The sequence below is a fragment of the Actinomadura rifamycini DSM 43936 genome (genome assembly GCF_000425065.1).
Taxonomy (GTDB): domain Bacteria; phylum Actinomycetota; class Actinomycetes; order Streptosporangiales; family Streptosporangiaceae; genus Spirillospora; species Spirillospora rifamycini.
In genome coordinates, this window is sequence record NZ_AULB01000009.1 from 117,267 (window position 1) to 141,625 (window position 24,359).

A 24,359-nucleotide genomic window follows, 5' to 3' on the forward strand; every position below is an offset into this window, starting at 1 on the left:
GCCGGTGACCGTTCCCGTTGCGGCGCAGGTCAGGCGTGCGGACCGGGGTCCGTTCCCCGGCGGGGCGGACGCGCCGGTCAGCCTCGGCGCACGCGGTAGAGGCCCACGAGGAGGACGAGGCTTCCGGCGATCGCCACCACCGTGCCCGTGCGGACCAGGCCGTCGGAGTGGGCGATCCACTGGCCGCCCACCCGCGACGCGGTGACCTGTTGCGGGTCGCGCCGCCCGTCCCGGTCGACGAACGCCAACCGGGTGCGCCGCCGCGGTTCTCCGTCCCGCTGGGCGCGCAGCGCGGCCGTCGCGGCGTCCCGCCGGGCCGCGTCGTTCGCGGTCGCCTGAGCGGGGCTCTCGCCCGTGCAGTGCCGGACGGTACCGCTCTCCACCGAGACGGAACCGCACTCGATCCGGGTGAACGTCCGGGTCTCCAGGAAGGTCCCCGTCCCCGCGGCGACCAGGCCGAGGCCGATCGCCCCCACGAGCGTTCCGGCCGCCACCAATTCGATCCCCCCGGCCCGCTGCATCGCCCGACGATATCGGGAAAGGGGCGCCGATTTCGATCTTTCGCGTCCGTCCGGGGGATCGGACTTGCCGGGTGCGCGCGTCGCGGCCGAGCGCTCCGTGCGCCGGGCTCGGACGGCGGTGGGTGGCGCCGCCCACGTTTGGGTCTTTGCCTGGAGGCAACTTCGCCATGACGAAAGCGAGGAGGTCCCCCTGGATGGAAGCCGTCAACGTCTTTGTGCTCGGCCTGGAAGAGGACAACTTCGACACCCTGCTCGACGTCCCGGACGCCGAGCAGTACCGGTTCCACCCCCTGCTCGGCCCGGAGGAGCTGCTGCACGGCGACATCGACATCGCCGCTCTGCTCGACAAGGCGCAGCGGCGGCTGGAGGAGTTCGACGGGAGCGTCGACGCGATCGTGGGCTACTGGGACTTCCCTGTCAGCACCATGGTGCCGATCCTGACCCGCCGGTTCGGGCTGCGCGGGCCGGACCTGGAGGCGGTGGTCAAGTGCGAGCACAAGTACTGGAGCCGTCTCGAGCAGCGGAAGGTGACCGACGCGTACCCGCGGTTCTCGCTGCTGGACCTCGAGGACGCCGAGCGGCCGCCGGAGGGCATGCGGTACCCGATGTGGCTGAAGCCGGTGAAGTCGGTGTCCTCGGAACTGGCCTTCCACGTGGCGGACGACGCCCAGTTCCGGGACGCGGTCGCGCGGATCCGCGAGGGCATCGGCCGGCTGGGCAGGCCCTTCGACCACGTGCTGCGCCTGCTCGACCTGCCGCCGGAGATCGCGGAGGCCGGCGGGGAGGCGTGCCTCGCGGAGGAGGCGATGTCGGGCGCCCGCGCCGCCGTCGAGGGGTACGTCCGCGACGGGGAGATCGAGGTCTACGGCCTGCTCGACTCCATCACCTACCCCGGCAGGTCCAGCTTCCTGCGCCACCAGTACCCGTCCCGGCTGCCGGCCGAGATGCAGCGCAAGCTGGAGGACGTCTCCACGCGGGTGATCGCGCAGGTCGGGCTGGACAACTCCACGTTCAGCATCGAGTACTTCTGCGACCCGGAGACGGGCGAGGTCGGCCTGCTGGAGATCAACCCGCGCCACTCCCAGTCGCACGCCCGGCTGTTCGAGGAGGTCGACGGGATGCCCAACCACCACTGCATGCTCAGCCTCGCGCTGGGAAGGGATCCGAGCCTGCCGGACCGGAAGGGCCCCTACGCGCTGGCCGCCAAGTGGTACCTGCGGCGCTTCTCCGACGGCGTGGTCCGCGACCGGGCGGGCGCGGAGGAGATCGCGCGGGCCGAGCGGGAGATCGCGGGGGTGAGCATCCACCCCCTGGTGGACGTGGGGCAGCGGCTGTCGGACGCGCCGCAGGCGGAGGACAGCTACAGCCACGAGCTCGCGCACATCAGCGTGGCCGCGGCCGACGAGGAGGAGCTCCAGGACAAGTACGACCGGTGCGTCAAGGCGCTGGGGTTCGTCTTCGACGACGGCGGTCCGGACGACGGATGAGACAAGGCACGACCGAGGGAACGAAGCGACCTGGGGGGAGCGATGCGTGAGGTCACCGCACTGCCGTGGGCGGTGAAGGAAGAGGAGCACCTGTGGATCCCGATGTCGGACGGGACCCGCCTGGCGGCCCGGCTCTGGCGTCCCGTGGCCTCCGACGACGAACCGGTGCCGGCGGTCCTGGAGTACATTCCGTACCGCAAGCGCGACCTCACGGCGGTGCGGGACTCGATCCACCATCCGTACATGGCGGGGCACGGCTACGCCTGCGTGCGCGTCGACATCCGCGGCACGGGGGAGTCGGAGGGGGTGCTCACCGACGAGTACCTCGACCAGGAGCACCGCGACGCCGAGGAGGTGCTGGCCTGGCTCGCCGACCGGCCCTGGTGCGACGGGCGCACCGGGATGATGGGCATCTCCTGGGGCGGGTTCAACTCACTCCAGGTGGCGGCCCGCAGGCCGCCGAGCCTGCGGGCCATCGTGATCGCCTCCTTCACCGACGACCGGTACGCCGACGACATGCACTACATGGGCGGCTGCCTGCTGTCGGACAACCTGGCCGAGGCGTCCACGATGTTCGCCTACACCACCTGCCCGCCCGACCCCGCGCTGGTCGGCGACCGCTGGCGGGACATGTGGAAGGAACGCCTGGAGGGAAGCGGCCTGTGGCTGGAGAACTGGCTCGGCCACCAGCGCCGCGACGGCTACTGGCGCCGCGCGTCGGTCTGCGAGGACTACTCGGCCGTCCGGTGCCCGGTGTTCGCGGTCTGCGGCTGGGCCGACGGGTACTCGAACGCGGTGTTCCGGCTGATGGAGCACCTCGACGTCCCCCGCAAGGGGCTGATCGGCCCGTGGTCGCACCGGTACCCGCACCTGGGCGAGCCGGGCCCGGCCATCGGCTTCCTCCAGGAGGTCGTGCGCTGGTGGGACCGGTGGCTGAAGGACGAGGACAACGACGTGATGGACGAGCCGATGCTGCGCACCTGGATGCAGGACAGCGTGCCGCCGTCCACCTCCTACGAGGAGCGCCCCGGCCGCTGGGTCGGGGAGCCGTCGTGGCCGTCGCCGCACGTCCGGCGGGACGCGCTGCCGCTGGCCCCGCACCGGATCGTCCGTCCGGGGGAGGAGGCGCCCGTGGAGGAGCTGACGATCCAGTCGCCGCTGTCGGTGGGGCAGTTCGCCGGCAAGTGGTGCTCCTACAGCGCGCCGCCCGACCTGCCCTACGACCAGCGTGAGGAGGACGGCGGCTCGCTCGTCTTCGACAGCGACGTGCTGACCGAGCGCTGCGAGATCCTCGGCGGGCCCGTCGTCGAACTCGACGTGGCCGCCTCGGAACCGGTCGCCATGATCGCCGCGCGGCTCTCCGACGTGGCGCCGGACGGCCGCGCCACCCGCGTCACCTACGGGCTGCTCAACCTCACGCACCGGGACGGCGACGACGACCCCGAGCCCGTGGAACCGGGCCGCCGCTACCGGGTGCGCGTCCGGCTCAACGGCGTCGCCCAGGTGTTCCCGCCGGGCCACCGCGTCCGGCTGTCGCTGTCCACCTCGTACTGGCCGCTGGCGTGGCCGCCGCCGCGCCAGGCCAGGCTCTCGGTGTTCACCGGCGGCAGCCGGCTGATCCTGCCGGTGCGGCCGGTCGCCGAGTCCGACGAGGTGTCGATGCGGCCGTTCGACGAGCCGGAAGGCGCGCCGCCGCTGCGCACCGCGCAGGTGAGCCCGGGCGACCAGCAGTGGCGGGTCTCGCGTGACCTGGTGGGCTACGAGTCGGCGCTGGAGGTCGTCAAGGACGGCGGCGTCCAGCGGTTCGACTCCATCGACCTGGAGGTCGGCCGGCGCGTCGACCAGCGGTACGGCTGGGTGGCCGACGACTTCACGTCCGCCGAGGGCGAAGTCGTCTCCACCATGACGTTCCGCCGCGGGGACTGGGACACGCGGACGGTCACCCGCACGGTCCTGACCTGCACCGAGGACGAGTTCCACGTCCACGCGCAGCTCGACGGCTACGAGAACGACCGCCGGATCCACTCGGACGACTGGAACCTCCGCATCCCGCGCGACCACCTGTAGGGGAGGCCGCCGGAGCTCACCGCGGGCCCGCCCGTCCTCTGGACGGGCGGGCCCGCGCGGCCTCGTGCGCGCCACGCGGCGCGCTTCGGGGACCGGCTGAGTCGCAAGGGCATGCTCGTCCCGATCCTGCTCCTTATGGGCGCGGCCACCACGTGCATCGGTCCCGGTCCGGGCTCCCGGCCCTATCGCGCCGTGCCCGGAGCCCTCCTACCTGGGCTTATGATCATCGGCATGCTGCGACTCGTTCAGGTGAACTTCAAGGCAGGAGACGACTCGGCCCTCGGCGGGTTCTGGGCGGAGGCCCTCGGCTGGAAGGTCTCCAGCGAGGGCCCCGGCGTGACCAATCTCGAGCCCGAGGGCTTCGAGTGGCCGGACCCCGCGGCCTTCTACATCGACTTCGTCAAAGTGCCCGACCCCGAAGCGGTGAAGTACCGCGTGCACCTGGAATTCGCCACCGCCTCCGCCGCCCACCAGGAGGAGCTGGTCGCGCGCTTCCGGGAGCTCGGCGCGACCGACGTCGACCTCGGTCAGGGCGACGTCCCGTGGACGGTGCTGGCCGACCCGGAGGGCAACGTGTTCACCGTGGCGGAGCCCCGGGAGACCTACCGGGACACCGGCCCGGTCGCCGCGGTGGTCGTCGACTGCGCCGACCCGCGGGCCGTGTCCGAGTTCTGGAACCGGGCGCTCGACTGGACGCCGCACGAGGTGACCGACGACCGCGCGGTACTGCGTTCCGCCGAAGGGGGCGGGCCGTACCTGGAGTTCCGCCGCACGGACGGCGGCCCGTCCGCGCGGTCCCGCATCCACGTGGACCTCCTGCCGGACCCGATCGACGGCAAGGCGGCGGAGGTGGACCGGCTGCGGACCCTCGGCGCGAGCGACGTCGACCTCGGTCAGGGCGAGGTCCCGTGGACGGTGCTGGCCGACCCGGAGGGCAACGAGTTCTGCGTCCTCGGCCGGGGCTGACGCGCGGAACTCCGCGCCGGCGGACCCCGTGCGTCCCGCTCGATCACCCGTGATTGTTGATCGGGTCGCCGGTCTCGTGCTGGGTGCCGTTCGCGTCCTGGAGTTGCGCGAGGCGGGCGTGGTAGGAGGACGGCCAGGGCGGGGTGCCGTCGGTGACGCGCACGTTGGTCACGCCGGGCATCCGGCCGGTGAGAGTGCGGGCGAGGGCGGCCGCCTGGGCCCGGCTGCCGTTGAAGGGCATGACCACCGTGCCGTTCGGGCCGTCGCCGGCCAGCCCCTGGGCCGTCAGCCATCGGGTGAACTCCGAGGTCGCGGGGCGGATCACCAGGTTCGTCCAGCCGTTGACCCCGAGCATCTGAGCGGCCACCTCGGCGGTGGGGTCGGCCATCCTGGCGTCGTGGCAGGCGCGCAGGAGCATCCGGGCGAATTTCTTGGCGGCTTTCCCGTCGGGCGCATCTCCGGAGGTCATAACGATCACCTTCCCAGCCGGAGCGGCGGCCACGCGTGTTGAGGGCGGTCTACCGGTCCGGATCAGCCTGCCTCGCATGGAGGAGATCGATGGGGTGGAAGTCGTCGTGGGTGAGGACGCGGCGGGCCGGACCCCGGGTTCGTGGAGTCCGGCCCGCCGGCCTTCCCGCTAGGGCGGGCCGCTCACGGCCCGCGGCGCCCCCGGCGGTCGCCGGCTCACAGCGCGAGCAGCGCGCGGTGGGCGATGCCGGTGTCCCGCAGCGGCCTGAGGGCCAGGCGCACCAGGGCCAGGGCGTTGTCGTCGCCGGCGATCCGGTTGGCGCTCAGCTCCCCGCAGGACGCGCACTGGTGGATGATCATCCATTCGCCGTCCGGCCGCACCGACACGCCCAGCGCGTCCATCCGGCCGCGGCAGTCCGCGCCCCGGTCGCCGGGGACCCGCCGGTCGACGTGCAGGCTGGCGAGGCAGTTCGGGCAGTGGTTGCGGTGCGTGGTGCCGGGCGCGTCCGGCGGCACCTCCAGCCGGCAGCCCGCGCACCGGAAGGCGTTCGCCCGGTGCCCGCCCCGGCGGTGCAGGACGTCCTTGCGCCGCTGCGGACGCCGTGCGGTCCCCGCGCGCTCGCCGCGCTCGCCGTGGTCGCGTACTCGTCTCGGCATGGTCGATCCGCTCCTCTCCGCTTCACAGGTCGGCGAAGACTTCGAGGGGGAACGGCGGCTGCGCCAGCGGCCGCACGGCCATGCGCATCAGGATGAGCTGGTTGTCGTCGGCGCAGACGGGGGTGGAGGTCAGCTCGTCGCAGAGCACGCACCGGTGGATGACCGTCCAGTCGCCGGTGCGGAGCACGGCGATGGCGATCGGCGACATCCTGCCCCGGCAGTCGCTGGGGCCGCCTTCGACGTGGTCGTGAACGTGCTGTGAGTGCAGGCACGACGGGCAGTGGTTGCGGCGCGTGCCGTCGGCGGCGGCGGAGGACACGGTCAGGCCGCACCGCACGCAGGTGAAAGTGCCGAGCAGGTTGTTGTGCGAAGTGGTTCTGGACACCCGGGATATCCCTTGCTGAGAAGTCTGGAACGACAGCAAGAGCAGGCCGAGCGGCCTCGACAGGGCACCCGGCCCCGTTCATGTGCGGGCCGGGTCAGAGCGCCTGAGGTCCGGGTCCGGTCACCGTCCGGGACGGACGGCGGGACGGGACGGACGCCTGGTCAGGCGGTGCAGCGAAGCGCGCTCGGCGCTGGCCGGGACACAAAGTCTCTTTTCTAGGGCCGGCGGGCCCGGTGGCGGATCGGACGAACGGCCGCCAGGTACCAACGGCCTCCCGGCGGGTGCCAGCGATTTATCGGGCCCCGCTCCAACGCCGTGAGCAGCGAGAACGTCCGGTCCGCGCGATCGGTCGAAGCGCGATCGGCCTGCTCGGCCCGGCACGCCCGGCGCCCTCCGTGTGGGATGCGTCGCTGTGGGTAGCGCGACGATCGTGCGGACCGTTCGCCTGGGCCAACGCGAACGCGCGCCGGCGCCGAGCCCGCGGCGGGACGGGCGGCGCCGCGGCGGTTCGCTCCGGAGGGGAGGCGCGGAGGTGGTGGCGCGGCGTCGTGCTCGGGCCGCAGGTCCCGGGGGAGGGGGGCGCCGCTTCGCGGCGGCGGGCGCCGGTTGCCTGGCGTCGATGGTGGCGGCGCAGGTCGCGTCGGGGGTGCGGCCGGATCCGGTGCGCTGGACGGGACCGGTGGTGGGCCTGCTGACGGCGGGCGCGGGATGCTTCGCCGCGTCCCGCCTGGGCGCCGGGCGCGCGGCGGGGGCCGTGGGCGCGGCGGCGGCGCTGGGCTACGCGGCCGAATGGGTGGGGGTGCGGACGGGCGTGCCGTTCGGCCGGTACTCCTACACGGGGGTTCTGCGGCCGCAGGTGGGCGGCGTCCCCGCGGCGGTCGCGGCGGCGTGGGCGGGCATGGGGCTGGCGTCGCACGCGGTCGCGGCCACGCTCGTCCCGGACGGACGGCGGTGGACGCGGGTCGCGGTGGGCGCTTCGGCGCTCACGGCCTGGGACCTGTTCCTCGATCCGCAGATGACGCGGCTGGACCTGTGGAGATGGGCGCGGCGCGGGGCGTACCGGGGCGTGCCCGCGAGCAACTTCGCCGGCTGGCTGGCGGCGTCGGCGCTGCTGACGGGGGCGGTCGACGCGCTCGTCGGGCCGGGACGGGACGTCGCGGAGGGGCTGGTGGCGACCTACGCGGTCATGGCGGTGATGGAGACGGTGGCGTTCGCGGCGGTGTTCCGGCCGCGCGATCCGCTCGTGGCGGCGGCCGGCGGGACGGCGATGGGGGCCTTCGCGGTCCCCGCGGCGGTGCTGGCGGCGCGGCGGCGGACGGCGGCGGCGCGGGCGGGCGGAGGGGACGGCCGATGGCCGAGGTGATCGTGGTCGGCGGCGGCGTCGGCGGCATGGTCGCCGCGCTGCTGCTGGCGCGGGCCGGCCACGGGGTGCGGCTGCACGAGCGGCTGGACCGGCTGGGCGGCAAGCTCGCCGAACGCACGCGGGACGGGTTCGCCTTCTCGCTCGGGCCGTCGCTGCTCACCCTCCCGGACGTGTTCCGCGAGTTGGGCGCCGCGCGGGAGGCCGTCGCCCTGGACGAGCTGTGCCGGTACCGGTTCGCGGACGGATCGGTCCTGCGGGCCTACCGCGACCCGGCCCGCATGGCCGCCGAGGTGGACCGCCTCGCGCCGGGGCAGGGCGCGGCGTGGCGGGCGTTCCACGCGTGGGCGCGCCGGTGCCTCGAGGCGTCGCAGCGGACGTTCTTCGCGGGGCCGCTCGGCCGCCCGCCGCGGGAGGCGCGGCCCGCCGACCTCCTGGCGGTCGCGCCGGGACGGACGCTGCACGGCCTGGCGCGCCGGTTCTTCGACGACGGCAGGCTGCGGCAGTACGTCGGGCGGTACGCCACGTACGCCGGGTCCAGCCCTTACCGGGCGCCGGCCGCGCTGGGGTGCGTCCCGGCGATCGAGCACGGCGACGGCGGCTGGTACGTGCCGGGCGGGATGGCCCGGCTGGCGGACGAGCTGGCGGGCCTGCTGGACGACGCGGGCGTGGAGATCCGCACCGGCAGCACGGTCCGGCGGGTCCTGGCCGACGGCGAGTCGGTGAAGGGCGTGGCGCTGGCGTCCGGGGAGCGCGAGAGCGCGGACGCGGTGGTGGTCAACGCCGACGCGGCGGCGCTGTACGGCCGGCTGCTGCCCGACCGGCGGCGGCTGCGCCGGATCGCCGGGCTCGGCCCGTCGTCCTCGGCGTTCCTGATGCTCGCGGGCGTCGACGGCCGGACCGACGGGCTGCCGCACCATTCGGTGGTCTTCTCGGACGACTACCGGCGGGAGTTCGCGGACGTGTTCCGGCGGCGCGTGCCGCCCCGGGACCCGACGGTCTACATCGGATGCTCGGCGGTGGACGACCCGTCGCAGGCGCCGCCCGGGGCGGAGAACTGGACGATGCTGGTCAACGTCCCCGCGCGCGATCCGGAGCGGTGGCCGGTGACGCCGGAGGCGTACCGCGACCTGGTGCTGGAGCGGCTGGCGCGGCGCGGGCACGACCTGTCGGGACGGCTGCGGTTCGTGGAGCTGTTCACGCCCGCGGACCTGCGCGACCGGTACGGCGCGTGGGGCGGAGCGATCTACGGGACGGCCTACCGGGGGCGGACGGCGCCGCTGCGCCGCCCGGGGAACCGCGGGCCGCGCCGCGGCCTGTACCTGGCGGGCGGGTCCGCGCATCCCGGCGGCGGGCTTCCGCTGGTGGCGATGAGCGGACGCATCGCGGCGTCCCTGGTCGAGGACGACTTCCCGCTCGTCCGGTCGCGGCCGGCGGGGGCGCGGCCGTGAGGGCGCCGACCGCGGCGGCGGCGGTCGCGGCGGCCGCGGTGGCGGCGCGGCTGGCGCGGGGGCGGGACCGTCCGCCCGCCCTGACGGCGCCTCCCCGCAACCGGCCGGCGGAGCCGGTCTCGGTGGTGATCCCCGCGCGCGACGAGGAGCACCGGATCCGGGCGTGCGCGGTGCCGCTGCTGGCGGACCCGGCCGTGCGGGAGGTGATCGTCGTCGACGACCGGTCGCGCGACGGCACCGCGCGCACGGCCGCGGCCCTCGGCGCGACCGTCGTCGCGGGCACCGAGCCGCCCGCGGGCTGGGTGGGCAAGCAGTGGGCGCTGCGGCAGGGGCTGCGCCGCGCGAGGGGGCCCCTCGTGGTGCTCCTGGACGCCGACACCCGCCCGAAGGAAGGGCTGTGCACGGCGCTTGCCGGCCTGCTGGAAGAGTGCGACCTGGTCAGCGCGGGTCCCCGTTTCCTCACCGGGAGCGCGGTGGAGCAGGCGTTGCACGCCTCGCTCCTGGCCACCCTGGTCTACCGGTTCGGGCCGGTCGGCCCGGACGCCCGCGGTCCCGGACGGCTGCTCGTCAACGGCCAGTGCCTGGCCTTCCGCAAGGACGCGATGGTCCGGGCCGACGCGTTCGCCCGGGTGCGCGGCCACCTCACCGACGACGTCGCGCTGGGGCGGCTGCTGGCGCGCGACGGGTGGCGGGTCGCGTTCGTCGACGCGGGCGCGCTGCTGGAGGTCGACATGCACGGCGGCGTCGCGGACGTGTGGCGGGAATGGGGGCGCTCGATCGCGTTGCGGGACGTGACGCCGCCGGCCGGGCTCGCCGGCGATCTGGCGGTGGTGTGGCTGACCATGGCGCTGCCGGTGCTGCGCCTGCTGTCCGGGCGTCCCGCGCCGCTGGACCTGGCGCTGCTCGGGCAGCGGTTCCTGCTGACGGCCGCGCTGCGCGGCAGCTACGCCGCTCCGGGGCCCGGGCTGCTGCTGTCGCCGCTGCTGGACCCGGTCGGCGCCGTCCGGCTCACGCTGTCCGTGCTGCGTCCCGCGCGGACGTGGCGCGGCCGCGTCTACGCCCGGGACGCGACCGGTCCGCCCGGCCGGAGGGCGCCGCGGCGGCGGGCGGACGGCGCCGCCGTGCGCGCTCGGCCAGGGCCGCCTGCCCGAAGCGGGCACCGATGAAGGCCATCAGCGCCCCGGTGCCCGCCACCTGCGCGGCGGGCGCGAACGGCAGTTGCAGCGCGGGCAGCGCGAACACCGCGACCCGCGCGCCCGTGGCGAAGGAGTGCGCGGCCAGGCCGGTGGCGCCCAGCAGCCCGAGGCCGAGGCCGAACGCCGGCGGGCAGACGACCGCCATGCCGCCCGCGAAGGTCAGCACGCAGCGTCCGCCGCGGCGCCCGGCGAACAGCGGCCAGGCGTGCCCGGCCATCGCCGCGCCCACCGCCGCGTACACCGGGACGACGCTCCGCCCGCGGACCTGCCCGAGCGGGCCCGTCCGCCGGCCGCTCACCGCCAGGGCGAGCAGGCCCGCCGCGGTGCCCTTGAGGAGGTCGCCGGCGAACACGGGCGCGGCCGAGCGGGCGTCCAGGCGCCCCATGACGTTCCAGAAGCCGGGATTGCGGTCGCCCACCGACCGCGGGTCGAAACCGTGGGCGCGGCCGACCAGGACCGCCGTCGGCACCGAGCCGAGCAGGTAGCCGCCGATGACCGGGACGAGCACGGACGCGGCGGGAACGGGTGTGACGGGTTCGGGCGTCATCGCTTCCTTCCATCTGCTCAGGTACGCGACCGCGGACGCGATGCGCTACATGGCGCTGGACCGCCCGCGGCTCCGCGCGGCCGCGGGGCTGTCGTTCTGGCGCCTGCTGGGGACCGGGCGCGGCCGGTCCATGAGCCTGGGCGCCGACCTGCGCCGCTGGGCGCTGTTCGCGGTCTGGGACGGCGAGGCCGCGCTGGAGGAGTTCCTGGAGCGCTCCGCGGTGGCGCGGCGGTGGCGCGAGGAGACCGCGGAGTCCTGGCACGTGCGGCTGCGGCCGCTGTCCTCGCGCGGGCGGTGGGGCGGCCGGGACCCGTTCGGCGGGCTCGCCCCCCGCCGCGTCCCGGAAGCGCCGGGCGCGCCCGTCGCCGTGCTGACCCGCGCGTCGATCCGCCCGCGCCGGCTCGCGGCGTTCTACCGCGCGGTCCCCGAGGTGGACCGGGCCCTGCGGGAGCAGGAGGGCTGCCTGGCGTCGGTCGGCGTGGGGGAGTGGCCGCTGGCGAGGCAGGCGACGTTCTCGCTGTGGCGGGACGCGGCGGCGATCGACCGGTTCGCCTTCCGGGCCGGAGCCCACCGCGAGGTCATCGGGCGGGTGCGCGCGCACGACTGGTACTCCGAGGAGCTGTTCGCGCGGTTCGTCCCCTATGCGCACCACGGAAGCTGGGACGGCCGCGACCCGCTGCGCACCCGCACCGGGGAGTGACGCGCCGACGGGCGGCGCACCGAGAACCGACCGGCTCATGCGCGGCCTCCGGCGGCCGCGTCCGCGGCGTCGCCGGCCGGGGCCGAGGCGGAGGCGGCCGTGCAGGCCCGCGCGACGGCCGCGGACCCGGACGACCCGTGCGCGACGAGCACCGTTCCGTTCAGGCCCAGCAGCGCGGCGCCGCCGTGGGTGTCGGCGCTGTACAGCCGGGCGACCTTCGCCAGGGCCTCCGGGGGCGCGGCCCCGCGGTCGGCGGCCATGCCCAGCACCGTGCGGACGCAGCCTTCGATGTTCTTCAGGACCACGTTGCCGGTGAACCCGTCGGTGGCCACCACGTCCACGGTTCCGGCCAGCACGTCATGGCCTTCGACGTTGCCGTGGAACCGGACCGGCAGGTCCGGCAGCAGCAGGGCGGCGTCGCGGACGAGCCGGTTGCCCTTGCCCGGCTCGGAACCGATCGACAGCAGTCCCACGCGGGGCTCGGGCACGCCCAGCGCCGTCCGCGCGTACCGGCTGCCCAGGACGGCGAACTGCGCGAGCATCGGCGCCGTCGGGTCGGCGGTCCCGCCCGCGTCGACCAGCACGGTGGCGCCGGCCGCCGTGGGGAGGGCGACGGCCAGCGCGGGGCGCAGCACGCCGTCCGCCCGTCCCAGGGTGCGGACGGCGCAGGCCACCACGGCCCCCGTGGACCCGGCCGACACGAACGCGGCCCGGTCGCGGCGCGCGACTTCGCAGCCGACCCGCAGGCTGGTGGCGGGGCGCGCGGCCGCCGACGCCGCCGCGCCCGCCATGGGGACGACGTCGTCGGCGTGCACGATTTCGAGTTCGCCGGCGCCGCCGTGCCGGCGCAGTTCCCGGTCGATCCTCTCCCGGCGGCCGACCAGCGTCACCCGCACACCGTGCTCGCGGTGCGCGGCCAGGGCGCCCGGCACCGTCTCGCGGGGCCCGTGGTCGCCGCCCATCGCGTCCAGCACCACCGGGCGCCGCGGCGGGACGTCGCCGAGCGCGGTCATCGCGGCTCTCCCGCGAGGAGCGGGCGCCGCTCGGCGCGGGCCGCGGCGGACGCGGCCACGAGGTGCCGCGTGAAGATCACGGCGCGGTGCCGCCGCGGGACGCACGCCCTCCCCGCGAGCACGTCGTGGTCGGCCGCGGCGATCCGGTCCAGGATGCCGCCGTACAGCGCCGCCGCGGCGCGGATGCAGGGACGCGACGACGGCACCAGCATGTCGATGCCCTCCTGCGCGCGCCGGTAGTGGGCGCGGGCCCGCGCGGCCTCGAACGCCACCAGCTCGCGCAGCCTCCGGCCGCACCCGTTCCCGGCGAGGTCGGCCTCGCCGACCCCGAACCGCTCCATGTCCTCCAGGGGCAGGTAGATGCGGCTGCGCGCCCGGTCCTCGGCCACGTCCCGCAGGAAGTTGGTGAGCTGGAAGGCCCGCCCCAGTTCGCGGGCGGGTTCGCGCGCGCTCCGCCCGGTGCCGGGCAGCGTCTCCAGAACCGGGAGCATCATCAGCCCGATCGCCGCCGCCGACCCCTCCATGTAGACCAGCAGGTCCTGGTAGGTGTCGTAGCGGGTGACGGTCAGGTCGGCGCGCATCGACGACATGAACGCCCGGATGTCGTCGTGCTCGATGCCGAAGGACCGCACCGTGTGGACGAACGCGGGGAGCACGGGGTCCGGGACCGGCTCCCCGGCCAGGCTCGCCTCCAGGCGGGCCGCGACGCCGTCGAGCGCCGCGGCCCGCCCGTCCCCGTCCCGCCCGTCCCCGTCCCGTTCGTTCGTGGCGCCGCGGGCGCCGCCGGACGCGTCGACGATGTCGTCCACGTGCCGCGCGAATCCGTAGAGGGCGTGGACGTGCCTGCGTTTCCACGCGGGCAGCAGCAGCGTGGCCAGATAGAAGGAGCGGCCGTGGCGGGCGTTGATGCGGCGGCACTGCTCGTAGCTGGCCGTCAACGTCACCGTGCTCGTGCCCGCCGTCATCGGTCGCCCTCCAGGATCCGGGCGGCGGCCAGCCGACCCGAGATCAGCGCGGGCGGGACACCGACGCCCGGGGCGGTGTACATGCCGGCGAAGTGCAGGCCGGGGACGCGCCGGGCGCGGCCGGACGGGCGCAGCCAGGCGGTCTGGGCGAAGCGGTGGTCCAGCGCGAACGGCGTCCCCGCCGAGTGCCCCAGCCGCGCCCACGCCGGCGGATCGAACATCAGCCGCGGCCGCACCGACAGGTCGCCGTAGCCGAGGTCGGCGAGCCGCGCCAGCAGCCGCTCCTCGAGCCGGGGCGCGAGCCGCTCCCAGTCGGCGCCGGACGCCAGGTTCGGCGCGGGCTCCAGCACGCTGAGAGCGGCGTGCCCGGGCGGCGCGGCCGTGTCGTCGGTGTCGATGTAGGTGATCAGCAGGCTGGGGTCGGGCTGCGGGCGCCCGGCCGCCAGCGCGGCGAACGTCTCCTTCCACGTCCGCCCGAAACGCACCGTGTGGTGCGCCCGGCCGGGCGTCCGCCGGTCCAGGCCGACATGCACGACCAGGCAGGACGGCGAGTAGCGGGGCCGCCGCAGCCGCCAGTCGTCCGCGAGGCCCGGCAGCAGCTCCGCCTGGGCGCGCACCCGGTCGCAGGCGATCACCGCGTGGCTCGCGGCGATCCGCTCGCCGGTGTCCAGCCGCACCGCCCGCACCCCGCGGGCGCCGGTCTCGACCCGCTCGGCCCGCACGCCGTACCGCAACTGCGCGCCCGCCTTCTCGGCGACGTCCGCCAGCGCCCGCGGGACGGCGCGCATGCCGCCGCGGCGGGGGAAGTAGACGCCGCCGACGGTGTCCATGTGCGCCACCACCGCGTAGACGGCGAGCGCCCGGTGCGGGGGGAGCCCGACGTACAGCGACTGGAAGGTGTGCGCCCTGATGAGCCGCTCGTCGCGCAACTGCCCGGCGACGAACCGGTCCAGCCGCCGGAACCCGCCCGCCGCGGCCAGCCTCAGCAGGGCGTACGGACGCGCCATGTCGCGCAGCCGGGTCATGTCGGCGTCGATGAAGGCCGGCCATTCCGCCTCGAACATCGCGCGGAGCCGGCGGCGGAACCGCAGGTACCGCGCGGCCTCGTCCGGTCCGCACAGGTCGCGGACGTTGCCGGCCATCTCCTCCGCGCCCGCCACGACGTCGAGCCGCGAGCCGTCGGGGAAGGCCAGCCGGTAGTAGGGGTCCAGGCGCCGCAGCGGCAGCCGTCCGTCGAGGTCCTCGCCGGCCGCGCCGAAGGTCGCCGCCAGCACGCCCGGCATCGTCAGCACCGACGGGCCGGTGTCGAACCGGTAGGGGCCCAGCTCCGCCGACCCGCAGCAGCCTCCCGGTCCCCGCTCCGCTTCGACGACCACGACCTCGCGCCCGCGGGCCGCGAGATGGATCGCCGCCGACAGCCCGGCCAGTCCCGCGCCGACCACCACCACCGGACCGGGCGGACGCGCCGGGCCGGGCACCGGGCGTCCACCGGTGCGGCCCCCGGTCCCCGTCACCGGGAGCGGTCGTCCGGTGCCGCCGCCGCGCAGGCCGGCGCCCCGCCGCCGAGGCGTCCGGCGCTTCCCCGCGGCCGGATCCGCGAACGGTGCGCCGAGGAAGGCCGGGTGCATGGGCCGAGAGTTCTGCTCATGGTTTCCCCCTGTCGAAATGGTCGCCCCGTACCCGCCGACCACCGGCGCAAGCGCCGTCCAAAGAAACCTTTGCCGCGCCGCCCGGACGGACCGGCTCAGCGGAGGGACGGCTCGTCAGCTGCGGCCGGGGTCGTCGGGGGTGTGGGGGAGCAGGGGGAACAACCGGGCGATGAGGGCCACGGGCAGGGCGCCTTCCGGACGGGACAGGGGGCGCAGCTCGCGATCCCGGTAGGGGGCGAGCGCCCGCCGGACGGCGTCCGCGACCCGGCTCATCTCCTCCGGGGTCAGGTACGCGACGGCGCTGAACGCCTCGTCGCGGCGGAACTCGGGCGGCGCCTGGTCGCGGTGGGTGAGCCACCGGTGCCAGCTCTCGTCCTCCAGCCCGCGGGCCAGGTCGCCGAACGCCTCGCCCGAGGCGTCCGCGGCCCGGTCGCCGCGCCGCAGCCGCCAGGGGCGGGCGCGGCCCCCGCCGCGCGGCGCCTCCTCGATGAACCCGTGCCGTGCGAGTTGCCTCAGGTGGAACGAGCAGAGGCCGGAGCTGTAGCCCAGGCGGGCGGCGGCCTCGGTCGCGGTGGCGGTGCCCACCCGGGCCAGCAGGTCCAGGAGCGCCGTGCGGACCTCGTGTTCGCGCAGCCCGCCGCCGGTGCCGCGAGGGGGGTCGCGCAGGGCGTCGAGGTCGTCCTCAGTCACTTTGCAAAGTCTGCTACTTTGCAAAGATCACGGCAAGTCCCGCCGGAGCGTCGCGTCGCGGGGACGTTCGCGGCGTGCGGACAAGGAGGGGCAGCATGGCCGCTGGTCACGAGCATTCCGAACCCGTCGACCGGCGGGTCCGCGTGCAGGGGAGTCCCGTCGACTCCTACCCGGACCTGCCGCCGGAGGCGCGGCGCGGTTCGGTGCGCCGGATCACCGTCGTCGGCGAGGAGGTCCTGGCGCGCCCGTGCCGCGAGGTGTCCGACTTCGGCTCGTCGGAGCTGTCGGCCCTGATCGACGACATGTTCGCGACGATGTACGCCGCGGACGGCGCGGGGCTGGCGGCCAACCAGGTCGGCGTCGACCTCCGGCTGTTCGTGTACGACTGCCCGGACGACCACGGGGTCCGGCACGTCGGCCACCTCGTCAACCCCGTCCTGGAACTGCCCGAAGCGGGCGACCGCAGGCTCCTCAACGACGTCGAGGGGTGCCTGTCGGTGCCCGGCGCCTCGATGGAGGTCCCCCGCACCGACCGTGCCGTGGCGCGGGGGTCCGACAAGGACGGACGCCCGCTCGTCATCGAGGGGACGGGCTACTTCGCCCGCTGCCTGCAGCACGAGACCGACCACCTGTTCGGCCGCACGTACATCGACCGGCTCTCCAAACGCGGCCGGAAGGAGGCGCTGCGGCAGATGGAGGAGCGCCGCGAGGACGTCTTCGCCCAACGCGCCGCCAAGGCGGCCGACCTGGACCGCGACCACGGAAGGAAGTGAGGGGGCCATGGCGGGAACGGCCGCGGAGTTGTGGCGCTATCCGGTCAAGTCGATGCTGGGCGAGGAGCTGCCCTCGGCCGAACTGGTCGCGACGGGCGTCGCCGGCGACCGGGGATGGGCGCTGCTCGACGCCGAGAGCGGGCGGATCGCGAGCGCCAAGAGCCCCCGGCTCTGGCGCGCCCTGCTGACCATGTCGGCGGTGACCGACGGCACCGGGGTGCGGATCGTCCTGCCGGACGGCCGGACGGTGCGCAGCGGCGACGCCGGCGCCGACGCGGCCCTGTCGGAGGCGCTCGGGCGCCGCGTCGTCCTCACCGGCACCCGTCCCGACGGCGCCACGCTGGCGCGCGCCGTCCCCGACCAGGTCCTCGCGGCCGGGGTCACCGCCGAGGTGGAGGACGAGGAGGTCGTCCTCGGGCAGGGGTCCCCGCCCGGCACGTTCGTCGACTTCGCGCCCGTCCACCTGGTCGGCACCGCGACGCTGGACGCGATCGCGGAGGCGGGGGAGCGCGGCGTCATGGAGGCCGCGCGGTACCGGCCCAACATCGTGCTCGACACCGGCGGCCCCGGCTTCGGCGAGAACGCCTGGGTCGGCCGCGACCTGGAGATCGGCGAGGCCGTCCTGCGCGTCATGGCGCCGACGCCGCGCTGCTCCGTGCCGACGCTGGAGCACGGCGCGCTGCCCCGCGACACCGCGGCGCTCCGCGCCCCCGCCCGGCTCAACCTCGTCGAGCCGGTGCCCGGACTCGGGCCGCGCCCGTGCGCGGGCGTCTACGCGCAGGTCGTGACGCCCGGACGGGTGAACGCGGGGGACGCCTTCCGCCTCCTGTGAGCGGCCGGCCCCGGAGCGGGCCGCCGCGGCGGGTCCGTCAGGGGACGGGCCGACGGGACGTCTCGCGCGCCCGGGCCGCGGCGGCGAGGCCGGCGCGGCGGCCGAAGAAGGACCCCTCGCCGAGCTGGGTGCCCGAGCAGTAGCCGGCGCCGTCCTGGGCGATGTTGGACGCGCAGGCCCCGGCCGCGTAGAGCCCGCCGATGACCGAGCCGTCCGCGCGCCGCACCTCGCCGTCGACGGTGGTGGCCATGCCGCCGAGTGTGAAGCCCGCGTAGAGGGCGGTGCCGAGGGTGAGGTCGTAGACGCCCCAGGGACCCTTGACCTGCGGTGCCAGCCAGTCGGGATGCTTGTGGAAGTCGGGGTCCTCGCCCCGCGCGGCGTGCTCGTTGTACCGCGCCATCGTCGCCGCGAGCGAGCCCGGCGGCAGGCCCAGACCGGCCTCCATCTCCTCGATCGTCTCGTAGCCGTCCTTCAGCGGGACCAGCGGCATCCGCTGCTCCTCCATGTGCTCGCTGTCGGCGATCAGGTACGCCGCCGCGCCCGGCTGCTTCAGCACGAAGGCGGACGTCCGCGCGTGGTAGCCGTCCTCGGCCACGAACCGCTCGCCGCGGTTGTTGACGATCAGCCCCTTCACCAGGGACGACGGCGGGTAGAACGGCGCGGTGATGAAGGGCTCGTCCATGTGCTCGAGAGCGGCGCCCGCCGACTGGCCCAGCCGGATGCCGAGGCCGTCGTCGTAGCTGCCGCCCAGGGTGAACAGCTTCCCGCCGAGGGCCGGGGTGTAGGCCGCGACCATGTCCGGGTTCATCACGAACCCGCCGGCCGCGATCACGACCCCGGCGGCGGCGACCACCCCGGTCCGGTCGAAGTTCCGCCACGCGACCCCGGTGACCGCGCCGTCCCCGGCGACCACCAGGTTGGTGGCGCCGGTCTCGTACCGGACCTCGACGCCGGCCTCCTCGACCCGGTCCCGCAGCAGGTCCATCACCAGCTTGGTGCCCTCGGTGTCGCCCGGCACCGGCACCTTGTGCCCCCGCGGCGCCGGGCGGACCTCGTCGCGGAACGGCCACACCTTCTCGTTCCCGGTGAACATCAGCCCCTCGGTGCCCGGCTGGATCACCGCCTTCCCCGGGAAGTAGGACCGCTCGAACTCGAACCCCAGCGCCTCCAGCCAGTCGAAGTGCGCGACCGACCCCTCGCAGTACGCCCGGATCTTCTCCTCGTCCGGGTCCTTGGTGCTCGCCGTCAGGTACCGCGCCATCGCCTCGACCGTGTCCTCGTGGCCGGTGGCCTTCTGGACGGCGGTGCCCCCGCCGAGGTAGAAGTGGCCGCCCGACATGCTGGACGTCCCGCCGTGGACGGCGGCGCGCTCCAGCAGCAGCACCCGGGCTCCCGAGCGCGCGGCCTCCAGCGCGGCGCAGCCGCCGGCGATGCCGAAGCCCACCACCACGACGTCGAACCGCTCGGCGTCGTGGGGGAGGTCCGCGGCCGGGAGCGCCCGGGGCACGGCCAGTCCGGGGGAGGAGTGTGCGTTCATCGATCCTTGCCTCGCGTAGGTGGTGGCGGTCAGCCCTTGTGCGGGATCTGGTTGACGGTCCCCCCGTCGACGACGAACTCGGTCCCGGTGGCGTAGGACGACTCTTCGCTCGCGAGGAAGACGACGAAGGACGCGACGTCCTCGGGGCGGCCGGGGCGGCCGAGGGGGATCGGGATCTGGTCGTCGGGGAACCCCTCGGTGATCGGCGTCCGGATCAGGCCCGGGTGCAGGGAGTTGACGCGGATGCCGTGCGGGGCCAGACGTCCCATCGCCGATGTCCTTTCGTGCGGGGTCAGCTCGTGCGGGTCAGCGGGCCAGTGTCGTCGCGAAGACGCCACGGGCGGTGTTGAAAGGCAGGTCGAGCGGGGTCCGGAGGCCCGGCGGGGCCGCCACGACGTCGGGGATCGCGTTGACGGCGCGTCCGGCGCCGACCGCGATCGCCGCGTGGTTGTGGATCATCCGCTCGGGCAGCACGCCCCACGGGTGGACCAGCGGGACCGGCGCGGTGGCGACGACGTCGCTGCCGGACGCGAGGATTCTCGCGACGTCGCCGAGCGCCGCGCCGAGCCGGTTCTCCCCGAGCGCGCAGTAGACCGTGCACTCCGGCCGCGCGGCGGCCAGCGCGGCGTCCAGGTCGCCGGTGGCCGCGACGCCCGTGACCGCGTCCAGGCCGGCGAGTTCGCCGGCGTCCCGGCCGACTTTCGCGGGGTTCGACACCACCAGCCCGGCCAGCTCGAACCGGGGGTCCTCGATGAGGTGCGCGAGGGCGATGCGGCCGACGTTGCCGGTCGCCACATGAAGGACGCGGATGGCCATGATGCTCCCGGGTCAGTCCTGGTCCTGGGCGGCCTCGGCCGCCTCGGCGGCCTCGGCCGCCTCGGCCGCCTCGGCGGCCTTGGCGGCCGCCCGGGCCGCCTTGCCGATCGTCTCCTCGACGACCGAGTTGAGCCGCGCGCCGTTCGGCCAGCCCGCGTAGTGGCTGAGGAACACGACGATCTCGCGCAGCGCGGCGTCGTCGAGTTCGCCGGCGGCGCGGGCGGCGGGGATCTGGACGCCGAGCACGTCGGCGGCGCCCTGGCCGGCGAGCATGCCGATGAGGAGCAGGCGCCGGTCCCGGTCGGAGAGGCCCGGCCGGTGCCAGATGTCGCCGAAGAGGTGGTCGGCGGTGTAGCGGAAGAAGTCGCCGGGGCCGTCGTTCATGTCGAAGCCGTAGACCTGCTCCATCTTGCGGAGGCCCCGGGCCCGCGCTTCGGGGAGTCCGTCGAACTTGCCGTTCTTCTCGTCGCTCATGACCGCTCCTCGCGGAAACCCAGCCCGGACGCGAGCCCGTCCCGGGCGATCCTGGCCATCGGCACGTCCACGCCGAGTTCCTCGGCCAGCGCGATGGCGAAGTCGAGATCCTTCTCCGCGAGCCGCCTGACGTGGTCGAAGGTGGTGAACCAGAACGAACCCGGCTCCAGGGCGGCGGTGGTGTCGCGGTGCATGATCGCGCCCGGCCCGCCGGTGAGCGCGTCGGTGTGCCGGACCACGTCGCCCAGGGCGGCGATGTCCAGCCCGGCCGCCTCGGCCAGCCGCTGCGCCTCCGTCGCGGCGGTGAACGCGGCGTAGTGCATCAGGTTGCGGGCGAGCTTGAACCGGGTGCCCGCGCCGATCGCCCCGGCGTGCACGACCTTCTTCGCCAGGACGTCCAGCACCGGGCGGACGGCGGCGAAGGCGTCCGCGGACCCGCCGACCATGACGGCCAGCTCGCCGGTGCCCGCGCCCATCGCGCCGCCGGAGACGGGCGCGTCGACCAGCCGGACGCCCCGCCGCGCGGCGAGCGCCTCGAGTTCGGCGGGCGTCGCGGGCGCCACGGTCGAGTGGACGGCCACGGTGAGGCCCGCGCCGGCCCCTTCGGCGGCCAGCACCTCGCCGAGCACCGAGCGCACCTGGTCGTCGTTGTTGACCATCACGCACAGCACGTCGCTGCCGGCGGCGAGCGAGCCGACGCCGTCGGCCGCCTTCGCGCCCGCCTCGACCAGCTCCGCGACCGGTGCCTCGGCGATGTCGAACACGCTCAGGGCGAGGCCCGCCTCGGCCTGCCGCCGGGCCAGCCGCGCCGCCATCGGCTTCCCGATGTCGCCGAGGCCCACGAACCCGACGCGGACGGCGTCGCTCATGTCGGTCCCCATTTCGTCCGCGCCTACAGCCGGAAGGTCTGGCCGCCGTCGACGGCGATGATCTGGCCCGTCACCCACGCGGCGTCGTCGGACAGCAGGAACTTCACCGCGCCGAGCATGTCCTCGGGGCGGCCGAACCGCTTGAGCGCCATGGCGCCGACGAGCTCCTTGGCCGCGTCGCCCGCCTGCACCCGCGTGGCCTCGGTGTCGGTGGGGCCGGGCGCGACCGCGTTGACCCGGATGTTCATCCCGCCGAGCTCGTGCGCGAGCTGCTGGGTCAGCCCGTTCACGCCCACCTTCGCCAGCCCGTAGAAGCCGGAGTAGAGGTAGGCCGCGGTGCTGGACTGGTTGACGATCGAGCCGCCGCCGCGCTTGCGCATCTCCCGGTACACCGCGCGCGTCATGACGAGCGCGCCGTTGAGGTTCACGTCGAGGAACCTCCGGTAGTAGTCCCAGTCGACGCTGATGAGCAGGTCGAACTTCATGTCGCCGTAGATGGCGGCGTTGTTGACCAGCGCGTCGATGCCGCCGTACTCGGCGACGGCCGTGTCCGCGACGGCCTGCGCCGACTCGGGCGACGCCACGTCGGCGCGGGCGAAGACCGCCGCGCCGCCGTCCGCCCGGATCTCCTTGGCGACCCGGGCGCCGGCGTCCTCGTTGATGTCGGCGACCACCACCGAGGCGCCCTCGGCGGCCAGCCCCCGGGCGTAGACCTCGCCGATGCCCTGCGCCGCGCCGGTGACGATGACGACCTTGTCCTGGAATCTGCTCACCGCTGGTCTCCCTGGGGTCGGGCCGGCTCGGCCACGGTCTTGGTCTCGAGGTACTCCTCGAACCCGGCCACGCCCATCTCGCGGCCGATGCCGGACTGCTTGTAGCCGCCGAACGGCGCGTCCGCGCCGAACCACATGCCGCCGTTGACGCCGATCGTCCCCGTGCGGACGCGGTCGGCGACGGCCTTGGCCCGCGCCAGGTCTCCGGAGTCGACCGAGCCGGAGAGGCCGTACGGGGACTCGTTGGCGATCCGCACGGCGTCGTCGTCGCCGTCGTGCGCGATGACGGTCAGCACCGGGCCGAAGATCTCCTCTTGGGCGACCCGGGCGGTGTTGTCGAGGCCGGCGACCACGGTCGGCTCGATCCAGAACCCGCCGGCCAGCTCGCCTTCCTGCTCGGCGATCCCGCCGCCGGTGGCGAACCGCCCGCCCTCCCGGGCCGCCAGGTCGAGGTAGCCCTTCACCCGGTCCCGCTGCGCCGCCGAGATCACCGGGCCGCAGATCGTGCCGGGGTCGAGCGGGTCCTTCGCGCCGAGCGAGCCCATCGTCGCGGCGGCGATCTCCACCGCCTCGTCGTAGCGGTCCCGCGGCACCAGCAGCCGGGTGGTGATGGCGCAGCCCTGGCCGGCGTGCACCGACGCCGCGAAGGCGGTGGTGCCGACGGCGGACGCCAGGTCGGCGTCGTCGAGCACGATCGCCGCGGACTTGCCGCCGAGCTCGAGGAAGACCCTCTTCAGGGTGGGCGCCGCGGCCGCCGCGATCGCCCGTCCCGTGGCGGTGGAGCCGGTGAACGAGACGAGGTCCACCCGCGGGTCGGTGGTCAGCAGTGCCGCCGTGTCGTTGTCGCGGGGCGTCACGACGTTGAACACCCCGGGCGGGACGTCGGTGTGCTCGGCGAACAGCCGGCCCAGCTCGCTCGCCAGCCACGGGGTGTCGGGGGCCGGCTTGAGCACCACGGTGTTCCCGGCGGCGAGCGCCGGGCCGATCTTGGCGAGGTTGATCTGGTTGGGGAAGTTCCACGGGGTGATCGCGGCGACCACGCCCACCGGCTCGCGCCGCACGGTGCGGCGGGAGCGGATGCCCATCGTGGTGCCGACGCCGAGGTCGGTCTCCCACGCGTAGCCTTCGGCGAGGTCGATCGTCCACTTCAGGCTCTCGACCGGGGTGTCGAACTGCGGCCCGGTGACGAAGAACGCCGGCGCCCCGGCCTCGGCGGTCGTGAGGGCCCGGAGCCGGTCGGCGTCGTCGAGCAGCGCCCGGTGGAACTGGCGCAGCACCCGGATGCGCAGCGCGCGGTCGGACGACCAGGCCGTCTCGTCGAACGCGCGCCGGGCGGCGGCGACCGCCGCGTCGACGTCCGCGGCGGTGCCGTCGGGCGCGCGGCCGATCTCCTGCCCGGTGGCCGGGTTGAGAATCGGGAAGGACGCCCCGCCGCCCGAACCGCGGAGCTTGCCGTCGATGTACTGCCGGGCCGGCGGGTTGCCCGGGACGCGGCCGGTCACCGCGCTTCCTCCGCGGCGCCGCCCGGCGCCTGCCCGGGCGCCTGCGTGATGTAGTCGCCGCGTTCGACCGGCGGGGGCCAGAGGGACGAGGTCAGGTCCTTGTAGCGGTAGTGGCCCGGGACGCCGTGGCCGGCGACCTTCATCCGCTTCAGCAGCGACTCGGGGGCCTTGCCGGACTTGACGATCTCCATGAACGTGTGGGCGGTCGACGGCAGGTCGAACCAGTCCCGCTGCCAGGCGATCTTGACCTGGCCCTCGTCCGGTCCGGAGGTCTGCCGCTCGACGCCGAACCAGGAGCCGCCGATGCCGAGGATCTCGTACTCCCCGCCGGTCTCGTCGTCGACGATGCCGGACCTCTGCTTCCAGAAGCCGACGATCATCGACTTCCGCTCGTCGATGACGGTGACCTGGTAGTCGTAGTGCCAGCCGTCGAAGCCGTCCATCTCGATGCCGATCGCCCAGTCGCGGATCTGGTCGCGGCCGACCGCCATGAAGTGCTCGTCGTGGCTGTACATCCAGCCGTAGGACGCGTCCTCGGCGTACCAGTCGGCCAGCATCCGCCAGTCGCCGGTCCGCTCGGCCTCCCGGTTGCCGGCGAGCCAGGAGTCCCAGAACTCCTCGATCTCGGCCCGGGTCAGCCCACTGTGCTCACTCACTGCGT

General features: G+C 75.1%; 25 protein-coding genes and 1 pseudogene. 9 read left to right on the forward strand and 17 right to left on the reverse strand.

The genetic code is table 11. From position 1 onward, the window contains the following. Positions 1-77 precede the first annotated feature (77 nt). A complete protein-coding gene (locus H505_RS0107335) occupies positions 78-521 on the reverse strand; it encodes a hypothetical protein (RefSeq protein WP_034517014.1) in 444 nt (147 codons plus the stop codon). Positions 522-715: 194 nt separating this feature from the next. On the opposite strand from H505_RS0107335, the gene H505_RS0107340 reads away from it, so the two are divergent. From H505_RS0107340 to H505_RS0107350, 3 genes are all read left to right on the forward strand, one after another. Next, complete coding sequence (locus H505_RS0107340; RefSeq protein ID WP_034517015.1) at positions 716-2,008, forward strand: ATP-grasp domain-containing protein; 1,293 nt, start codon at positions 716-718, stop codon at positions 2,006-2,008. Positions 2,009-2,050: 42 nt separating this feature from the next. Next, positions 2,051-4,075 (forward strand): CocE/NonD family hydrolase, encoded by a 2,025-nt coding sequence (locus H505_RS0107345; protein WP_026401475.1) that lies wholly within the window; start codon positions 2,051-2,053, stop codon positions 4,073-4,075. A 231-nt stretch (positions 4,076-4,306) separates the two neighbouring features. Beyond that, positions 4,307-5,041: a VOC family protein gene (locus H505_RS0107350; RefSeq protein WP_034517114.1), complete on the forward strand. Its 735-nt coding sequence runs from the start codon at positions 4,307-4,309 to the stop codon at positions 5,039-5,041. Positions 5,042-5,084: 43 nt separating this feature from the next. Here H505_RS0107350 and H505_RS0107355 read toward each other — a convergent pair whose 3' ends face one another. The 3 genes from H505_RS0107355 to H505_RS0107370 form a co-directional block, all read right to left on the reverse strand. After that, a complete protein-coding gene (locus H505_RS0107355; protein ID WP_157432936.1) occupies positions 5,085-5,510 on the reverse strand; it encodes a hypothetical protein in 426 nt (141 codons plus the stop codon). Between the two features lie 215 nt (positions 5,511-5,725). Continuing rightward, positions 5,726-6,166 (reverse strand): RNHCP domain-containing protein, encoded by a 441-nt coding sequence (locus tag H505_RS0107365; RefSeq protein WP_026401479.1) that lies wholly within the window; start codon positions 6,164-6,166, stop codon positions 5,726-5,728. Between the two features lie 22 nt (positions 6,167-6,188). Then, the gene (locus tag H505_RS0107370) at positions 6,189-6,551 is read right to left on the reverse strand and encodes an RNHCP domain-containing protein (protein ID WP_026401480.1); all 363 of its coding nucleotides are present in this window, start codon (positions 6,549-6,551) and stop codon (positions 6,189-6,191) included. Positions 6,552-7,170: 619 nt separating this feature from the next. Here H505_RS0107370 and H505_RS40310 point away from each other — a divergent pair. Genes H505_RS40310 through H505_RS40320 form a run of 3 tightly spaced genes read left to right on the forward strand, consistent with a single transcriptional unit; the run spans position 7,171 to position 10,528 of the window. Beyond that, a complete protein-coding gene (locus H505_RS40310; RefSeq protein WP_064743521.1) occupies positions 7,171-7,914 on the forward strand; it encodes a carotenoid biosynthesis protein in 744 nt (247 codons plus the stop codon). Continuing rightward, the gene (locus tag H505_RS40315) at positions 7,902-9,362 is read left to right on the forward strand and encodes a phytoene desaturase family protein (protein ID WP_034517016.1); all 1,461 of its coding nucleotides are present in this window, start codon (positions 7,902-7,904) and stop codon (positions 9,360-9,362) included. Before H505_RS40310 ends, H505_RS40315 begins: the two co-directional genes overlap by 13 nt. Beyond that, positions 9,359-10,528 carry a glycosyltransferase family 2 protein gene (locus H505_RS40320; RefSeq protein WP_051300384.1) on the forward strand — a complete coding sequence of 390 codons (1,170 nt, stop codon included), beginning with the start codon at positions 9,359-9,361 and terminating at the stop codon, positions 10,526-10,528. Before H505_RS40315 ends, H505_RS40320 begins: the two co-directional genes overlap by 4 nt. Positions 10,529-10,565: 37 nt before the next feature. Here the strand turns inward: H505_RS40320 and H505_RS51475 are convergent. Continuing rightward, positions 10,566-11,105, reverse strand: a pseudogene (locus tag H505_RS51475) (glycerol-3-phosphate acyltransferase); the annotation flags it as partial. Here H505_RS51475 and H505_RS0107395 point away from each other — a divergent pair. Continuing rightward, positions 11,086-11,805, forward strand: coding sequence for a spheroidene monooxygenase (locus H505_RS0107395; protein WP_245592460.1), 720 nt, complete (start codon positions 11,086-11,088; stop codon positions 11,803-11,805). The pseudogene H505_RS51475 and the gene H505_RS0107395 sit on opposite strands and share 20 nt — an antisense overlap. Positions 11,806-11,840: 35 nt before the next feature. Here H505_RS0107395 and H505_RS40330 read toward each other — a convergent pair whose 3' ends face one another. The 4 genes from H505_RS40330 to H505_RS0107415 all read right to left on the reverse strand — a co-directional run bounded on the left by H505_RS40330 (position 11,841) and on the right by H505_RS0107415 (position 16,122). Next, positions 11,841-12,818 (reverse strand): phosphate acyltransferase, encoded by a 978-nt coding sequence (locus H505_RS40330; protein WP_064743523.1) that lies wholly within the window; start codon positions 12,816-12,818, stop codon positions 11,841-11,843. Further along, positions 12,815-13,783, reverse strand: a complete 969-nt coding sequence (locus H505_RS0107405; protein ID WP_034517017.1) for a phytoene/squalene synthase family protein — start codon at positions 13,781-13,783, stop codon at positions 12,815-12,817. The genes H505_RS40330 and H505_RS0107405 overlap by 4 nt, the downstream gene beginning before the upstream one ends. Further along, entirely contained in the window at positions 13,780-15,411 is a 1,632-nt protein-coding gene (locus H505_RS0107410) for a phytoene desaturase family protein (RefSeq protein ID WP_084549956.1), read from the reverse strand. The genes H505_RS0107405 and H505_RS0107410 overlap by 4 nt, the downstream gene beginning before the upstream one ends. A gap of 135 nt (positions 15,412-15,546) precedes the next feature. Beyond that, the gene (locus H505_RS0107415) at positions 15,547-16,122 is read right to left on the reverse strand and encodes a helix-turn-helix domain-containing protein (protein WP_026401484.1); all 576 of its coding nucleotides are present in this window, start codon (positions 16,120-16,122) and stop codon (positions 15,547-15,549) included. Between the two features lie 95 nt (positions 16,123-16,217). On the opposite strand from H505_RS0107415, the gene def reads away from it, so the two are divergent. Then, entirely contained in the window at positions 16,218-16,895 is a 678-nt protein-coding gene (def, locus tag H505_RS0107420; protein ID WP_026401485.1) for a peptide deformylase, read from the forward strand. Between the two features lie 7 nt (positions 16,896-16,902). Then, positions 16,903-17,727, forward strand: coding sequence for an MOSC domain-containing protein (locus tag H505_RS0107425; protein ID WP_026401486.1), 825 nt, complete (start codon positions 16,903-16,905; stop codon positions 17,725-17,727). Between the two features lie 37 nt (positions 17,728-17,764). On the opposite strand, the gene H505_RS0107430 is transcribed toward H505_RS0107425, so the two are convergent. Genes H505_RS0107430 through H505_RS40345 form a run of 8 tightly spaced genes read right to left on the reverse strand, consistent with a single transcriptional unit; the run spans position 17,765 to position 24,354 of the window. Continuing rightward, positions 17,765-19,264: an FAD-binding protein gene (locus H505_RS0107430; RefSeq protein ID WP_084549958.1), complete on the reverse strand. Its 1,500-nt coding sequence runs from the start codon at positions 19,262-19,264 to the stop codon at positions 17,765-17,767. Positions 19,265-19,293: 29 nt separating this feature from the next. After that, positions 19,294-19,533 carry an SDR family NAD(P)-dependent oxidoreductase gene (locus tag H505_RS0107435; RefSeq protein WP_026401488.1) on the reverse strand — a complete coding sequence of 80 codons (240 nt, stop codon included), beginning with the start codon at positions 19,531-19,533 and terminating at the stop codon, positions 19,294-19,296. A 37-nt stretch (positions 19,534-19,570) separates the two neighbouring features. Further along, positions 19,571-20,080 (reverse strand): hypothetical protein, encoded by a 510-nt coding sequence (locus tag H505_RS40335; RefSeq protein ID WP_157432937.1) that lies wholly within the window; start codon positions 20,078-20,080, stop codon positions 19,571-19,573. 12 nt (positions 20,081-20,092) lie between these two features. Next, positions 20,093-20,554: a carboxymuconolactone decarboxylase family protein gene (locus H505_RS40340; protein ID WP_051300385.1), complete on the reverse strand. Its 462-nt coding sequence runs from the start codon at positions 20,552-20,554 to the stop codon at positions 20,093-20,095. Continuing rightward, positions 20,551-21,423: an NAD(P)-dependent oxidoreductase gene (locus tag H505_RS0107450; protein WP_211238415.1), complete on the reverse strand. Its 873-nt coding sequence runs from the start codon at positions 21,421-21,423 to the stop codon at positions 20,551-20,553. Before H505_RS0107450 ends, H505_RS40340 begins: the two co-directional genes overlap by 4 nt. Before the next feature lie 23 nt (positions 21,424-21,446). Further along, complete coding sequence (locus tag H505_RS0107455; protein WP_026401491.1) at positions 21,447-22,196, reverse strand: SDR family oxidoreductase; 750 nt, start codon at positions 22,194-22,196, stop codon at positions 21,447-21,449. Further along, positions 22,193-23,698, reverse strand: a complete 1,506-nt coding sequence (locus H505_RS0107460) for an aldehyde dehydrogenase (protein WP_026401492.1) — start codon at positions 23,696-23,698, stop codon at positions 22,193-22,195. The genes H505_RS0107455 and H505_RS0107460 overlap by 4 nt, the downstream gene beginning before the upstream one ends. Next, positions 23,695-24,354 (reverse strand): hypothetical protein, encoded by a 660-nt coding sequence (locus tag H505_RS40345; RefSeq protein WP_051300386.1) that lies wholly within the window; start codon positions 24,352-24,354, stop codon positions 23,695-23,697. Before H505_RS40345 ends, H505_RS0107460 begins: the two co-directional genes overlap by 4 nt. Positions 24,355-24,359 lie beyond the last annotated feature (5 nt).

Coding starts and splice junctions, on each gene's coding strand:
- H505_RS0107335 (WP_034517014.1), bottom strand. CDS start 521: ATGCAGCGGGCCGGGGGGATCGAATTGGTGGCGGCCGGAACGCTCGTG.
- H505_RS0107340 (WP_034517015.1), top strand. CDS start 716: ATGGAAGCCGTCAACGTCTTTGTGCTCGGCCTGGAAGAGGACAACTTC.
- H505_RS0107345 (WP_026401475.1), top strand. CDS start 2,051: ATGCGTGAGGTCACCGCACTGCCGTGGGCGGTGAAGGAAGAGGAGCAC.
- H505_RS0107350 (WP_034517114.1), top strand. CDS start 4,307: ATGCTGCGACTCGTTCAGGTGAACTTCAAGGCAGGAGACGACTCGGCC.
- H505_RS0107355 (WP_157432936.1), bottom strand. CDS start 5,510: ATGACCTCCGGAGATGCGCCCGACGGGAAAGCCGCCAAGAAATTCGCC.
- H505_RS0107365 (WP_026401479.1), bottom strand. CDS start 6,166: ATGCCGAGACGAGTACGCGACCACGGCGAGCGCGGCGAGCGCGCGGGG.
- H505_RS40310 (WP_064743521.1), top strand. CDS start 7,171: ATGGTGGCGGCGCAGGTCGCGTCGGGGGTGCGGCCGGATCCGGTGCGC.
- H505_RS40315 (WP_034517016.1), top strand. CDS start 7,902: ATGGCCGAGGTGATCGTGGTCGGCGGCGGCGTCGGCGGCATGGTCGCC.
- H505_RS40330 (WP_064743523.1), bottom strand. CDS start 12,818: ATGACCGCGCTCGGCGACGTCCCGCCGCGGCGCCCGGTGGTGCTGGAC.
- H505_RS0107405 (WP_034517017.1), bottom strand. CDS start 13,783: ATGACGGCGGGCACGAGCACGGTGACGTTGACGGCCAGCTACGAGCAG.
- H505_RS0107410 (WP_084549956.1), bottom strand. CDS start 15,411: ATGCACCCGGCCTTCCTCGGCGCACCGTTCGCGGATCCGGCCGCGGGG.
- def (WP_026401485.1), top strand. CDS start 16,218: ATGGCCGCTGGTCACGAGCATTCCGAACCCGTCGACCGGCGGGTCCGC.
- H505_RS0107425 (WP_026401486.1), top strand. CDS start 16,903: ATGGCGGGAACGGCCGCGGAGTTGTGGCGCTATCCGGTCAAGTCGATG.
- H505_RS0107430 (WP_084549958.1), bottom strand. CDS start 19,264: ATGAACGCACACTCCTCCCCCGGACTGGCCGTGCCCCGGGCGCTCCCG.
- H505_RS0107435 (WP_026401488.1), bottom strand. CDS start 19,533: ATGGGACGTCTGGCCCCGCACGGCATCCGCGTCAACTCCCTGCACCCG.
- H505_RS40335 (WP_157432937.1), bottom strand. CDS start 20,080: ATGGCCATCCGCGTCCTTCATGTGGCGACCGGCAACGTCGGCCGCATC.
- H505_RS40340 (WP_051300385.1), bottom strand. CDS start 20,554: ATGAGCGACGAGAAGAACGGCAAGTTCGACGGACTCCCCGAAGCGCGG.
- H505_RS0107450 (WP_211238415.1), bottom strand. CDS start 21,423: ATGAGCGACGCCGTCCGCGTCGGGTTCGTGGGCCTCGGCGACATCGGG.